At 53.3% G+C, this 12,963-nt stretch carries 13 protein-coding genes and 1 pseudogene; 7 read left to right on the forward strand and 7 right to left on the reverse strand.

What is annotated here, in order from left to right:
- The first annotated feature begins 9 nt into the window (after positions 1 to 9).
- From PVA48_RS06465 to PVA48_RS06475, 3 genes are all read left to right on the forward strand, one after another.
- A complete protein-coding gene (locus PVA48_RS06465) occupies positions 10 to 540 on the forward strand; it encodes a hypothetical protein (protein ID WP_146021059.1) in 531 nt (176 codons plus the stop codon).
- A gap of 311 nt (positions 541 to 851) precedes the next feature.
- The gene (locus tag PVA48_RS06470; protein WP_022396381.1) at positions 852 to 1,394 is read left to right on the forward strand and encodes a hypothetical protein; all 543 of its coding nucleotides are present in this window, start codon (positions 852 to 854) and stop codon (positions 1,392 to 1,394) included.
- Positions 1,395 to 1,977: 583 nt separating this feature from the next.
- Positions 1,978 to 3,033 carry a glycosyltransferase gene (locus PVA48_RS06475; RefSeq protein ID WP_102727939.1) on the forward strand — a complete coding sequence of 352 codons (1,056 nt, stop codon included), beginning with the start codon at positions 1,978 to 1,980 and terminating at the stop codon, positions 3,031 to 3,033.
- 30 nt (positions 3,034 to 3,063) lie between these two features.
- On the opposite strand, the gene PVA48_RS06480 is transcribed toward PVA48_RS06475, so the two are convergent.
- The 5 genes from PVA48_RS06480 to PVA48_RS06500 form a co-directional block, all read right to left on the reverse strand.
- Positions 3,064 to 3,426 carry a hypothetical protein gene (locus PVA48_RS06480; protein ID WP_423232421.1) on the reverse strand — a complete coding sequence of 121 codons (363 nt, stop codon included), beginning with the start codon at positions 3,424 to 3,426 and terminating at the stop codon, positions 3,064 to 3,066.
- Positions 3,378 to 4,088, reverse strand: coding sequence for a hypothetical protein (locus PVA48_RS06485; protein ID WP_423232422.1), 711 nt, complete (start codon positions 4,086 to 4,088; stop codon positions 3,378 to 3,380). Before PVA48_RS06485 ends, PVA48_RS06480 begins: the two co-directional genes overlap by 49 nt.
- A 129-nt stretch (positions 4,089 to 4,217) precedes the next feature.
- Entirely contained in the window at positions 4,218 to 5,375 is a 1,158-nt protein-coding gene (locus PVA48_RS06490; RefSeq protein WP_102727310.1) for a phosphotransferase enzyme family protein, read from the reverse strand.
- Between the two features lie 31 nt (positions 5,376 to 5,406).
- Positions 5,407 to 6,459 (reverse strand): GTPase ObgE, encoded by a 1,053-nt coding sequence (gene obgE, locus PVA48_RS06495; protein WP_102727343.1) that lies wholly within the window; start codon positions 6,457 to 6,459, stop codon positions 5,407 to 5,409.
- 129 nt (positions 6,460 to 6,588) lie between these two features.
- A complete protein-coding gene (locus tag PVA48_RS06500) occupies positions 6,589 to 7,053 on the reverse strand; it encodes a DUF805 domain-containing protein (RefSeq protein WP_022396375.1) in 465 nt (154 codons plus the stop codon).
- 275 nt (positions 7,054 to 7,328) lie between these two features.
- Between PVA48_RS06500 and PVA48_RS06505 the strand changes: the two genes are divergently transcribed.
- Positions 7,329 to 7,775 (forward strand): FHA domain-containing protein, encoded by a 447-nt coding sequence (locus tag PVA48_RS06505; RefSeq protein WP_423232423.1) that lies wholly within the window; start codon positions 7,329 to 7,331, stop codon positions 7,773 to 7,775.
- Positions 7,691 to 7,927, forward strand: a complete 237-nt coding sequence (locus tag PVA48_RS06510) for a hypothetical protein (RefSeq protein ID WP_423232550.1) — start codon at positions 7,691 to 7,693, stop codon at positions 7,925 to 7,927. The genes PVA48_RS06505 and PVA48_RS06510 overlap by 85 nt, the downstream gene beginning before the upstream one ends.
- Positions 7,928 to 7,952: 25 nt before the next feature.
- On the opposite strand, the gene PVA48_RS06515 is transcribed toward PVA48_RS06510, so the two are convergent.
- Complete coding sequence (locus PVA48_RS06515) at positions 7,953 to 8,501, reverse strand: methylated-DNA--[protein]-cysteine S-methyltransferase (protein WP_102727941.1); 549 nt, start codon at positions 8,499 to 8,501, stop codon at positions 7,953 to 7,955.
- A gap of 146 nt (positions 8,502 to 8,647) precedes the next feature.
- Between PVA48_RS06515 and PVA48_RS06520 the strand changes: the two genes are divergently transcribed.
- On the forward strand, positions 8,648 to 9,565 hold the full coding sequence (locus PVA48_RS06520) for a glycoside hydrolase family 16 protein (protein WP_102727942.1): 918 nt from the start codon (positions 8,648 to 8,650) through the stop codon (positions 9,563 to 9,565).
- Between the two features lie 409 nt (positions 9,566 to 9,974).
- On the opposite strand, the gene ilvE is transcribed toward PVA48_RS06520, so the two are convergent.
- The gene (gene ilvE / locus PVA48_RS06525; RefSeq protein WP_102721580.1) at positions 9,975 to 10,841 is read right to left on the reverse strand and encodes a branched-chain-amino-acid transaminase; all 867 of its coding nucleotides are present in this window, start codon (positions 10,839 to 10,841) and stop codon (positions 9,975 to 9,977) included.
- A gap of 197 nt (positions 10,842 to 11,038) precedes the next feature.
- Here ilvE and typA point away from each other — a divergent pair.
- Positions 11,039 to 12,872, forward strand: a pseudogene (typA, locus tag PVA48_RS06530) (translational GTPase TypA).
- Positions 12,873 to 12,963: the final 91 nt, after the last annotated feature.

Below are 12,963 nucleotides of genomic sequence, written 5' to 3' on the forward strand. Positions count from 1 at the left end.
AATAATTCTATGCAAAAAACTATTTATTATCCCGAAGGCTTGCCAGTTAGAACAGGCGATATAGTGTGGAATAATGAGGGTGTGAATGTACGCAAAGTGATAAGTATTGTCACGGAAGAAGAGGCTAAACAGGTGTTTGTTGCAGATGGCGTGACAGATGGGGCCGGATTTTTCTGGTCGCGTTCTATCGGTGAATCGGATTTAGGTATCCTTGGATTTGAATCGAAAGAATCTTTTGAAGAAGAAGGCGTAGGAAAACTCTCTCGACCAGAATTATTATGCGTGAAATTTTTATTTCATTTGCTGGGAAAGCAGATCGGTTTGAACATATGGAATAATAAAGATTATCTGTATTATCCTGTTCTGTGGCCAGAGGAAAGGGAAGACGGAAAATATGAATGGATATGGTATTTGTTTTTCCAACCGTATCGCCCACCAGTCACATCGTTTGATGAAGAACAGTGCTTTCGGTTTGATGAATATCGATGGCATTTTGAAAAAGTGGATCGGAAAAAGCAGGATTTGGTTCGAGGTCTGTAACAAGTATTATGTTTTAAGTACTAAACATAAATATAATTTCTATCTTCTATCCTTTAAAGTAGAATGGAAGCAGCCTTTATAGAATACAGTTCATAAGCTTGTTACATGTTTGATTAAAGTTTAATTCAATCAATGCTAGACCTGTTCTTTTATTTTCCCCTAGGCAGAGATATGATGATATTAAGTACATTTGCCTGCAAAATATGGATCCAATAGTTAGGCAGGAAGTCTGCACTGTGGGCAGGAAACTGGCCCTAGCATGAATCGGAGAGTTATTATTGCATGAGAATAAAGAAAAAGCGTAAATTAACATGGCTATGATTTATCCTTCCGAGATTCTCAATAATATGATCCACGAAGTGGAAAAAGCATTTCCGTTGGAAACTCCTGTTTTTCCAACAAGTAGTATTCGCGATCTCATTGAAAACCCCGACCATCCGGATGATGAAGGGCGAGAATGCGGCGAACCGTTTTTGAACCAACGCTGGATTGATGTTCCTGCTATACAATGGTACTATAACGCCGAGTTTGTGAGTTTTGCTGCAAGTAGTGCTCTTGCCTATTTTCTCCCGTCAATCATAAGGCTTTCTTATCTTGAGGAAATAGCAAATGAAAAAAGGTACATGAGTGACACGAGGGAATGGATGATGAATGTACTAACTGGAATTAATTTTTGGGGAGAAGAAGTGCATTGGCGGATAAAAACTACAAATGATATCTATCATTCGTATACAAAAAAACAACTTGACTTAGTCAGAAATTGGATTTTATTCGAAAATAGAAAGCACAACGATGAATCCGGTTGTACTCATGCTCTTGACTTGGTAGATAGGGCAGCAAAAAAATTAATATAAATATGGCTTATTATTCCCATGAGAGTCTGAATAATATGATTCAGGAAGTGGAAAAAGAGTTTCCTCTTGGAAATTTTTTTTTCCGACAACCAACATTCGGGAGCTCATTGGAAATCCGGATTATCCTGATGATGAAGCAACAGAATGTGTCAAACCATTTTTAAATAAACGTTGGATTGATGTTCCTGCCATTCAATGGTATCACAATGCAGAGTTTATCAATTTTTCATCGACCTGTGCCCTTTCATATTTTTTCCCTTCTATTATCAGGAATTCCTAATGGAGGAAATATCAGGAGCAAATAATTATATGATAGACACTGAGGAATGGATGATGAATAAACTTATTATAATTTGTTTTTCAGAAAGAATACGGGACTACGTACAAAAAGAAGTAGATTATATATATCATTCCTATACAAAAGATCAACTCAGCATCGTTAGGAAATGGATATTATTTCAAAATAAGGATAATTATTTTACTGATGGATGTGATAATGCCTTAAAAATATTAGACATGGCAATAAGTAACAATTCATATGTTAATTCTTAGGGATATGTCCTCTACAATGGAATAACTAACTATGGACTCTCTCTACATCATCGGGTTTCCGTCCCTCTATGGAGGGGCGGGAGCCGAGCTTTACCACCAGATTAAGGTTTGGAGGCACATGTGTGTGGATATTCATCTCATTCCCACCCAAAAAAACGTGCACCGTGCCGAGCTCTATCCGGAAATGGTTGGGCAGGGCGTCACGGTACATGAGGGGTACGACTGGTCAGCTATTCCGGAAGGCGCGCCCGTTATCAGTTTTTGCAATGAAGAGTTCCTGGCTGCGCTGCCGGAGATACGGAAACGGACAAGAAAGACAGTGTTTGTCAATTGCATGACCTGGCTTTTCGGACGGGAAAAGGAAGCCATGAAGAGGGGTGATATTTCCCTGTTTCTTTATCAGAATGACCAGGTGAGGGAGAGCGTGATGCCGCGCCTGAGAGCCTTGAATGCCGATCCGTCCATCCGGTTCATGACGTTCAAGCCGTATTTTGACACGACTGATTTTCCCTTCATTGTCCAGCGATCCACGGACTGGTTTGGCGCGGGGCACATTTCCCGCCAGGATGAGGACAAATTCAGCAAGGACACGTGGCACATTTACGAGCATTTTGCTTCACCCGTCCGGAAGAGAGGAACTTTTCTTGGCTTTGATCAGCGGAGTGAGGCGAAGACCGGAAGGCCGCCCGACTGGGTGGAGACGTTCCATGACCAGAGGTCTCTATCCCAGCAGGAGTTTTACCAAAGATGCCACATCGTTCTGCAACCCACGGATACGACGGAGAATTGGCCGCGCGTGGGCTTTGAGGCCATGGCGAGCGGAAGCGTGCTTATTGTGGACAAGCGCGGAGGCTGGGAACAGATGGTGGAACACGGGAAGACCGGATGGCTGTGCGAAAGCCCGGGGGATTTCATCACATACGCCACCAAGATGGCGTGGGAACCGCATTACCGGGAGGATATGGCCTCCGCTGCCCGGGAACGCGGCATGGCTCTGGGAGGGCTGGAAGCGTCCAGGGAAAGCTGGCAGGGAGTGTTTGAAGCAATCAGCCGGATACCGGATGAATCCCTTCCATTTCTGCCATGATTGGAGCGTGGCTTGCTGCCTCCATACGGGTCAGATGAGCCACGTGCCGTATTGGCAGAGGTTTTTCTGCCTGTTCATGCTGTAGCCGATGATGTATTTGAGGAGGTCCGCCTGGGAGTAGCCGTGTTCTGCGGCCGCCAGGCAGATGGAGCCGCTTTTGCCCAGGTGGCAGCAGATGTTCATTTCCAGGATGCGCCGTTCGCCTTTTTCAAAGTCAATCCGGTAGTCGATGCGGAAATAGTCCATCGGCCCCAGGGCGTCCCAGACTTTCTGCACGTCGTTGGCGATGTCCTGTTCCAGGTCGTGCACGGAGACTATCTGGTAGCCCAGGTGGTCATGCAGTTTCAGGTCTTCCGTGATGATGCTGCCCGGTTTGTCGGATTTCGGCTGCACGTATCCCAGGATGACGGGTTTTTCACCCCCAGCACGGGAACCGTGACGTCAATGCCTTCGCAGTATTGTTCCACGAGCACTTCATGCCCTTCCTCCATCAGGCGCCGGGCGCACGCGGCTACCGCCTCCCAGGAGCCGCAGATGCTGTCTTCCCGGATACCGCCGGAAGCGGCTCCAAACCGTTTTTTGACGAAGTAGGGGCCGGGAAAGGGCGCTTTGTCCGGAATGCCTTTTTCCCCGGAAAGCCCGATGCCCTCCGGCATGTTCAGGCCCAGGGAGCGGAATACCAGCTTGGTCAGGAGCTTGTCTTCCGCAATGGCGCGGATGTTGGGCGGGGCGCCCAAATAGGGGATCTGGATGAATTCGCAGTACGAGGAGATGAATATTTCAGGCTTGGACATGCCGAACCTGTTCATCAGGGAGAATACATAGTCCACGTTTCCTTTGGCGAATTGCACGGAATAGGGCTTGGAGGAGGAGACGACGTCATAGCCGATGTCCTGAATGGCCTTGTAAATGTTGTAGTGGTACTGGGGATAGCCTCCGTTGCCCGTGTAGGGTTTTTTGGAGAAATCGGGAGCGTCGGGGGCATACGGGGCCAGATACATGATCCTTGCCGGCTTGCCATATTGATTGAGTTGAATATCCGGTATTTCAAACATGGTCTGTGGCGATTGCGTGGAATGTTTCTTGGATTATGGAAATCGCCGCAGTGTTCAAATAATATAAATAATAAGGGACGGCATAGCCGTCCCGGAGAGAATGGAAAAGAAGGAGGGAGAGCTCCCACTCTATTTTCTGGACATCCCCTTGGCCACGCGCTTGACATATTGCTCCATGGACGGAAGTTCCTGTTCAATGCATTCCACCAGCTTGAGCTGTGTGCGGCAGCGGATGAGGTTGTGGTCCGGGCGGGAAACCTTGAAGTATTGGTCTCCTTCCAGGTAGTCCGTCAGGAACCGGATGCCGATTTCCAGCGTGATGAGTTTTCCGGAGAAAGCAAGCTGGTCTATTTCCGCCTGGGTCAGGAAGCCGTGGGCGGCGGCCAGATACCCTTCCACAATGGATTGGAACATCGGCATGCGCATGCGCACCTTGTCCAGGTCTTCTTCATCTTCTTCCGTAGGCGGGGTAACGGTGCGCACCATGTCGCCGAAGTCGTACAGCACAAGGCCGGGCATGACCGTATCCAGGTCAATGACGCAGACGGCGTGGTCCGTATCTTCGTCCAGCATGACGTTGTTGATTTTGGTGTCGTTATGGGTGATGCGGGTGGGAAGCACGCCGCCGGCCTGGAGGTCCAGCAGACGGTCCACGTCCTGCTCGCGCGCCTTGATGAAGTCCAGTTCCGGAAGGCAGGTGGAAAGGCGTTCCTGCGGATCCTGCGCCGCCACTTCCATCAGGCGGTTGAAGCGGTTCCGGGTGTGGTGGAATCCGGGAATGGTTTCCACGATGTCGTCCGGATTCATGTCGCTGATCAAGTCCTGGAAGGATCCGAATGCAAATCCGGCCTGGTACGCCTGGCGGGTGTTTTCCACCACGTCGTAGGTATGCGTGCCTGCCAGGTAATTGTAGCAGCGCCAGATGCCGTCGCCGGGAATGTCGATGTAGTTGCGGCCGCCGCGTGCCGGATAGAGGTTGAGGGTCTGCCCGGCGGAGTCCTTCAGGCGGCGCAGGACTTTCCAGTTGATGTGCCGCGTGACTTTCTCCACATTGCGCATGACGGCTCTGGGGTCCTTGAAGACATAGTCGTTGATGCGCTGGAGGATGTAGGAGTCTTCCGTCCCGTCGCTTTTGCGGTAGGTGGCCTTGTAAGTGGTGTTGATGTGGCCGCTGGGGATTTCCTTGCCGGTGACGAATTCCCCTTCAATGGCGAAGAGGTCTCCAATTCCGGCGATACGGCACAAGAGCTGGTCGGGGTCTGTCGTTGCGGCAAGCGGAGCGGTCATGTGGAAGGGAGAGAGGGTTGAACGGATGGTTTTAACGAACGAATTTATAGCCTACAAGTTCGTCAAGCTTGCTCTTGAGCCGGGAAATGCCTTCTCCGTTGAGCGCGGAAAGGGGGATGACGTCCACCTTAGGAAAACGCATGCGGAAGTTGGCCAGGTTTTCTTCCGCCCCTTCCAGGTCCATTTTGTTGGCGACGACGAACCAGGGCTGTTTGGCCAGGTCTTCACTGTACAGCTTGATTTCCGTGCGGAGGTTTTGAAGGTCTTCAATGGGGTCGCGGCCTTCGCTGCCGGCCATGTCCAGAACGAAGACGAGCACCTTGCAGCGCGTGATGTGGCGCAGGAATTCATGCCCCAGGCCGCGGTTGTTGTGCGCGCCTTCAATGATGCCGGGAATGTCCGCCACAACGCAGCGGCGGAAGCTGTCGAATTCCACTACGCCGATGATGGGCTGGAGCGTGGTGAAGGGATAGTTGGCGACTTTGGGCTTGGCTTCCGAGATGTCTCCCAGCAGGGTGCTTTTGCCCGCGTTGGGGTAGCCCACCAGTCCGGCATCCGCAATGCGGCGCAGTTCCATGAAGAAGACGCCTTCCTCCCCTTCCGTTCCCATCTCGGCTTCCGTAGGCGCCTGGTTGGTTGCAGAGCGGAAATGCCAGTTGCCCTTGCCGCCGATGCCGCCCTGGCACAGCGTGAACCGGGTGCCGATTTCCGTCAGGTCCGCAATTTTTTCCAGCTCGATGCCTTCGCCTTCCCGTTCCAGCCAGGTCGCCTCCGCCATGGAGGAGGCATTGCTGCGGTAGATGATGGTGCCGGGAGGAACTTTCCCGATGACGGATTTGCCGTTTTTGCCATGCTTTTTGGCGCTTTGTCCGCCTACTCCATCCGTGGCGATCAATTTGGGGTCGTAGAAAAAGGAGCGCAGATCATTCGTGTGCGGGTCCACTTCCAGAATGACGCTTCCGCCATCGCCGCCATCTCCTCCGTCCGGACCGCCCTTGGGCACGAATTTGGCCCTGCGGAAGCTGACCAGCCCGTTTCCTCCCTTTCCTGCCCTGGCAAATATGCGGATGTTGTCAACAAACATGTTCTGAATATGAAGCATTTCCCCCCAAAACGCAAGACAAGTGCAGGACTGTACGGCTTTTCCATGGCATGTGCCGCTAACTTTTCCAGTGAACCGGAAAGCTGTTTGGCAAAAGGAAATTCCGGAAAATTACGGCAACCCCGGGTATTTTTCCGACGGTCCGTATTGGTTCGTTCCCCGCTGGCTGTCTTCACAGCAGTAAATGAGAAGAATAATGCTCCCTATCAGCGGAACCAGATAAAGCAGCAGCATAATTCCGCCTTTGTTGGTGTCATGCAGGCGCCTGCATGTGACGGCCAGCGAAGGAATCACGGTAAATAGACTCCATAGCAGAAGGGGAACGGCACCTGCCATGCCATAGGTAAAAGTTTCAGTTGATGACATTTGCTGCGGATGATGGCAGGCAAACAGGATGATCATGAAGATGGTGAAGGCCATGTCCAACAGGAGCAGGACGGCAGTCTGCCCCAATACCCAGTACCAATATTCCGAACGGGTAGCCCTCCCGGAAAATACAGCGTATTTGGAAATTACCGATTTGGCGGCCGTCAGCAGATTGTATCCCTTGAAAGCTGATGCTTGCGTGGCGTTCATGCCTGATGTTAGCCGCCGCGGGTCCGGGATGTCAATTCCCTATCCGGAGGGACGTTTTATATAGGGGATTTAAAGTGTGTGAATTATCTATTAAGAATATCTTTTGGGAAACTCCTGCTGGTCAGAAGTCTGGAAAAATGGAGCCGCATGATGGAACTTCATGGAATCCGCCTTCTGAAGGAGAGGCGCATGCAACCGCTTTTTTCCCGGGCATGCCGGGCAAACGGTCTTTTGGATTGAAAATCAGCGTCGGCATGGCATGATGCCCGTGAATCATGCCCCGCCTTTCCATCCAATTGCCCGACGGTTCCGAGAAAACCATCGTTCTTCCGAAGAACGGCGAATATTTCGCCCGCATCGGACGCGACGAACATTGTGAAATAGTGCTGCCTTTTCAGTCCGTGTCCGGAGAACACGCCCTGCTTCAGTTCAAGGAGGGCGCGTATGTTCTGGAAGACCTGGGTTCAACTAATGGAATCAAGATCAACGGGCTCACGCCCATGGGCGCCGCCTCTCTTTACGATGGCGACGAAATTGCCCTGGGAGATGCCAGGCTCCGGTTTGCCGAAGAGCCTTCTCCGGGACTCATTCCCGAGCCGACCGAAGCGGGGAGGAAGAGGCAGCTCCTTCCGCCGCCATGCGGAATTTGCAGCAATTGGCGGACGAGGCCACCCGTACGGCGCGGAAGAATTATTTGTGGATGGCCCTGTATGCCGTCCTGATGTTTTTCCTGGCCGTTTTTGCCGGGTTGACTTACAAGCATTACAAGGTGACGGGAGAATTGCTGCCCCTTCAGTGGCTCGGCATTGAGTCTCCCAAGGCTGCCTTGAAGTCCATGACGCCTCCGCAGGCGGCGGACGCCGCGCAGCAGTAGGCCAATTCAAGCTTTTCCGCCGTTTTCACGAGCTGGCAGGGGTATTCCATCGGGCGCGTTCCGCATCCGGGAACAGCATGAAGGGAGCCACGGCACCCTGTTCCAGTTCCAGCAGATATTGCTTGATAGTCAGGCCGCCCGCATAACCGGTCAGTTTTCCATTGGCTCCAATGACCCGGTGGCAGGGAATGATGATGCTGATGGGGTTCTGGTTGTTGGCATGCCCCACGGCCCGGCCGGCTGATGGCTGTCCAATTTGCCGGGCGATATCGCCGTAGCTTCTGGTTTCCCCATGGGGGATGGTTTGAAGGGCCTTCCAGACCGTTTGCTCAAATTCCGTTCCCTGCGGAGAAAGGGGCACGTCAAACATGCGGCGGGCACCTTGAAAGTATTCGTCCAGTTGGCTGGCTGTTTGGCGCAGCAGGGGCGTTTCCTCCCATTCCACATGCTCCGGTTGCACCAAGCGGCTAAAGAAAACGTGCGTGACGGCCGTTCCGTTTTCCACGATGACGATGGCCCCCACGGGGGTTTGATGAAGAAGGGCCCGGCCACGGGGTGAAGGAGTGGTCTTCATACCGTAATCATAGCATGCGGCGGAAGAGAGTTTCTATCCATTTTACAGGGTATTTCCGCCATCCTGCAAGGGAAGGGAGGGAAAAGGCGCCCGTCCGGACGTATTTTGTTTGAAAGGCTGCGGTTCCAAGTACAGTATTGGTCCGTATGAAGAAGAGCCTGTTTGCCGTGTTGTTGGCCGCATGCCTGTGCATGTCCGTAAAGGGAGAAGACGCCAAGCCTCCGAAGACCCTTCCCGGCGGATGGGTTTATGTTTGGGGTGACGAGTTCAACGGGTCCAAGATAGACGCCAAGAAGTGGAAGCCGGAGCTGGGCGTGATACGCAATCAGGGGTCCCAGCAGACCTATACAGCACGGCCCAAGAACATGAGGCTGGAAGACGGCTGCCTGGTCCTGGAGACCCACTTTGAGAAGTTCGCCAATATCAATTACAAGAAGAGTCCGTCGGACTGGATTAAGAATACCAAATTCATGCCCTACACGTCCGGTTCCGTGACGACGATCAAGACGAAGAATTTCATGTTCGGCAGACTGGAAGTTCGGGCCAAGGTTCCCAGAACCAAGGGCATCTGGCCTGCCATCTGGCTGCTTGGCAAGAACAAGTGGGGCTGGCCCGTCAATGGAGAGATTGATATGCTGGAGAATATTTCCCAGCAGCCGGATGTGGTTTATTCCACCTTCCATTTGAGCCCGGACGGCGTGTCCAAGAAGGATGCTTCCCGCGGAGGCACGGTGAAGATTGATAACCTCTCCGATGATTTTCATACGTATGTCATGGAGTGGGACAAGGATTCCATCAAGCTGATGGTGGATGGCAAGCTGGTGAAATCCATTGATCTGAATACCACTAATTATGCCAATGAGGCGGGCAATCCGTTCCGTACGCCGTTTTACCTCATTCTCAATTCCGCCGTGGGCGGCAACTGGTGTGAAAAGGCTCCGAAGGATGGCCAGGGTTATCCCGTGAAGTTCCTGATTGATTACGTCCGTTTCTACCAGACGAAGGAGCACGCCCAGCAGGCCAAGCAGTTTGATCCGGAAACCGGATTGCCGAAGAAGAAGTAATCCCGCCTTTTTCCTGGCTGGAACGGTTCCGGTATGGGGGCAGAAGCGGAACGTGTCCGGTTTTGTCCTTGTGCGTGGGAGATAAGGCGGAGACGGCTTTTTAAAGAATCCTTTCGCTTCGCTCTGGAGTGGAGTATGCCCTAAAGGCCGGGAGGCATTCATTCCCGGGTGAGCGCATTCCGTTTATGCCGGGGTGATGTGTTCTTTTACCGTGTTTCCTGATGGTCCGTACTGTAAAAACAGGCGTTTGATCCGTTCATGTTCCGGCTTCACTCCTCCTGTGGATTTCAAGCTGAACATTTCATGGAATGGCGTTGCGCCGCTTTCGGGTTTTGATGCAGTGGCGCAAAAAAACGGCCCCGTCGGACAGGAGGGGCCGTTTTTGCTATCAAAAAGGAAATGCCAGGCTTTAGAAGGCTGTTCCCGTGGTCTGGGTCAGTTCCTGGAAGCGGGCCAGGATGCGGGCGGTCACCGGACCGATTTTGCCGGAACCCAGCTGGTAGGCGTCCAGTTTGGTGACGGGGACGCATTCCGCTGCCGTGCCGGTCAGGAAGCATTCATCCGCGCAGGTGATGGTAAAGCGGTTCATGGTTTTTTCTTCTGCCAGGATTTGCAGTTCCCGGCAGATTTCCAGCACCACGCGGCGCGTGATGCCGTCCAGGCAGCCGTCCGTGACGGGCGGCGTGAAGACGGCTCCGTCTTTTACGATGAAGATGTTGTCTCCCGTGCATTCGGCCACGTTGCCCAGATCGTTCAGCATCAGGGCTTCCGCTACGCCCTGGCGCACAGCTTCCATCTTGGCCAGGATGTTGTTGAGATAGTTGAGGGATTTGACCTGGGGGCAGAGGGCGTCCGGACGGTTGCGGCGCACGGAGCTGGTGATCAGGGGCAGCCCGTTTTCATACACGGCGGGATCGTACAGGGAGATTTTATCCGCAATGATGAAGACGCTGGGGCGTTTGCAGTTGAAGGGATTGAGCCCCAGGTTGCCAATGCCGCGGGTAACTACCAGGCGGATGTAGCCGTCGCTCAGGCCGGAAGCCGCCGCCGTTTCGCATACCGCGTTGGAGAGTTCCTCCCGGGTATAGGGAATGTCCAGCAGCAGATAATGGGCGCAGTTGTACAGGCGGTCCATGTGGTCTTCCAGGCGGAAGACGCGCTTGTTGTAAAACCGGATACCTTCAAAAATGCCGTCTCCATAGAGCGTACCATGGTCAAAAACGGAGGTCTTGGCCTCCTCCTGTTCCACCAGCTTTCCATCTAACCAAATCTTCATCGTTGTCTAGAATTTAGAAATTATTTATGCCAGAGCAGGATAGCCCCATTTGAAGAGGGGGAAGCTATAAATTCACCGGAGAGAACAAAAGTTCCGTCACCTGCAACGGGAGAGGCACGCGCGCGTTAAAAATATATGGAGGTATTCATGGAGCAGGCTTGACATTTATTTTCCAGTGCTTTTAGCTCTCGCGCGCAATGTCAGACCCTTCCAAGTTCCGCAACCTCGCCATTATCGCTCACGTTGACCATGGGAAAACGACCCTGGTCGACCAACTTTTGCAGGCGGGGGAGCCTACCGGGCCAACCAGGCCGTGCAGGAACGCGCCATGGATTCCATGGACCTGGAACGTGAAAAGGGCATCACAATCAAGGCCAAGAATACTTCCATCCTCTGGAACGGCTACACGATCAACATTGTGGATACCCCCGGCCACGCGGACTTCGGCGGGGAAGTGGAGCGCGTGATGAAGATGGTGGACGGCGTGCTGCTGGTGGTGGACGCTTTTGAAGGTCCGCAGGCCCAGACGCGTTTCGTGCTCCGCAAGGCCCTTCAGGAAGGGCTGATGCCCATTGTGGTCATTAACAAGATTGACCGCCCCCATGCCGACCCTGCCGCCGTGCATGACCAGGTGCTGGAGCTTTTCCTGGAACTGGGCGCCACGGACGAACAATTTGAAGCTCCCTTTGTGTACGGGTCCGCCCGCGACGGCTATTTCATGAATTCCATGGAGGGGGAACCTCCTGTGGACTGCACGCCTCTTCTGTTCAAGATTGTGGAGCACATCCCCGCTCCTAAGGATGCCGATCCGGAAGGGGAGTTCAAGATGCTCGTTTCCAATATTGACTGGGACGACTACGTGGGCCGCGTGGCCATTGGCCGCATCACCTCCGGCACCGTGAAGAAGGGGGATACCGTATGGCTTCACCAGAGCGACGGCACCTGCATTTCCGGCAAGGTGACCCGCATGTTTGAATATTCCGGCCTGGGCACCACGGATTCGGCCATCGGCGTGGCGGGCAACATCGTAGGCGTGGCGGGGTTTGAAAACGTGAACATCGGTGAGACCCTGGGCGGTTCCGCGGATACGGAGCCCCTCCCGTTTGTGGCGATTGACCCGCCCACCATTTCCATGGAGTTTTCCATCAACAACGGGCCTTTCGGCGGACGCGACGGCAAGAATGTAACTTCCCGCGTGATTCGCGATCGCCTGATGAGAGAGATGCGGACGAATATTTCCATCCAGGTGGAGGATACGGACAAGGCCGGCGTTTTCTCCGTTTCCGCCCGCGGGGCCATGCAGATTGCCGTGCTGGTGGAAACCATGCGCCGCGAGAATTACGAACTGTGCGTTTCCCGTCCCACCGTGATCATGAAGAGGGATGAAGGTGACCGTCTTACGGAGCCGTATGAAACGATTTACGTGGAAGTTCCGGATGAGCACGCCAACGGCGTCATGAAGCTTCTGCACGCCCGCAAGGGACAGATGGAAGACATGATTTCCAAGGAGGGCACGGGCCACACCTTCATCCAGGCCTATATTCCCACCCGCGGCATCATCGGATTTGAGTTTGAGCTGGTCAACCTGACGTCCGGCCACGGCATTTTCTCCCACCTGTTCCGGGATTACGGCCCCTACGCCGGGGATATCACCACGCGTACCACCGGCACCCTGGTTTCCATGGAAACGGGCGTTTCCACGCCGTTCGCGCTGGTGGCGCTGGAAGAACGCGGACGTCTGTTCGTAGGGCCGCAGGAAGATATTTACGAAGGCCAGATCGTTGGTGAAAACCCGCGCCAGATGGATATGCCGGTCAATCCGTGCAAGGAAAAGCACCTGAACAACATCCGGTCCGCCACGAAGGGGGACGGCATCCAGCTTTCCCCTCCCGTCGCCTTTTCCCTGGAACGCGCCATTGAGTACATTGAGCCTGATGAACTGGTGGAAGCCACCCCCATTTCATCCGCCTGCGCAAGCGCATCCTGAACGCCAATGACCGCGTGAGGGAGTCCCGCAAAGCTGGCAACTAGAGGTGCCGGAACGCCGGAGAGGCGACCCCGTCCTATGTAGTTGCGTCCTGATGGCCGGTAAGGTAGAATCAGGGCGATGGATTGTAGCCGG

The organism is Akkermansia sp. JRP_AM1 (assembly GCF_049262625.1).
Taxonomy (GTDB): Bacteria; Verrucomicrobiota; Verrucomicrobiia; order Verrucomicrobiales; family Akkermansiaceae; genus Akkermansia; species Akkermansia massiliensis.

What these genes read in the sequence shown, in the direction of transcription:
- PVA48_RS06470 (WP_022396381.1), top strand. Translation starts at nt 852, where the DNA reads ATGGCTATGATTTATCCTTCCGAGATTCTCAATAATATGATCCACGAA.
- ilvE (WP_102721580.1), bottom strand. Translation starts at nt 10,841, where the DNA reads ATGAAGATTTGGTTAGATGGAAAGCTGGTGGAACAGGAGGAGGCCAAG.
- obgE (WP_102727343.1), bottom strand. Translation starts at nt 6,459, where the DNA reads ATGTTTGTTGACAACATCCGCATATTTGCCAGGGCAGGAAAGGGAGGA.
- PVA48_RS06465 (WP_146021059.1), top strand. Translation starts at nt 10, where the DNA reads ATGCAAAAAACTATTTATTATCCCGAAGGCTTGCCAGTTAGAACAGGC.
- PVA48_RS06510 (WP_423232550.1), top strand. Translation starts at nt 7,691, where the DNA reads ATGCGGAATTTGCAGCAATTGGCGGACGAGGCCACCCGTACGGCGCGG.
- PVA48_RS06515 (WP_102727941.1), bottom strand. Translation starts at nt 8,501, where the DNA reads ATGAAGACCACTCCTTCACCCCGTGGCCGGGCCCTTCTTCATCAAACC.
- PVA48_RS06505 (WP_423232423.1), top strand. Translation starts at nt 7,329, where the DNA reads ATGCCCCGCCTTTCCATCCAATTGCCCGACGGTTCCGAGAAAACCATC.
- PVA48_RS06490 (WP_102727310.1), bottom strand. Translation starts at nt 5,375, where the DNA reads ATGACCGCTCCGCTTGCCGCAACGACAGACCCCGACCAGCTCTTGTGC.
- PVA48_RS06500 (WP_022396375.1), bottom strand. Translation starts at nt 7,053, where the DNA reads ATGAACGCCACGCAAGCATCAGCTTTCAAGGGATACAATCTGCTGACG.
- PVA48_RS06475 (WP_102727939.1), top strand. Translation starts at nt 1,978, where the DNA reads ATGGACTCTCTCTACATCATCGGGTTTCCGTCCCTCTATGGAGGGGCG.
- PVA48_RS06520 (WP_102727942.1), top strand. Translation starts at nt 8,648, where the DNA reads ATGAAGAAGAGCCTGTTTGCCGTGTTGTTGGCCGCATGCCTGTGCATG.
- PVA48_RS06485 (WP_423232422.1), bottom strand. Translation starts at nt 4,088, where the DNA reads ATGTTTGAAATACCGGATATTCAACTCAATCAATATGGCAAGCCGGCA.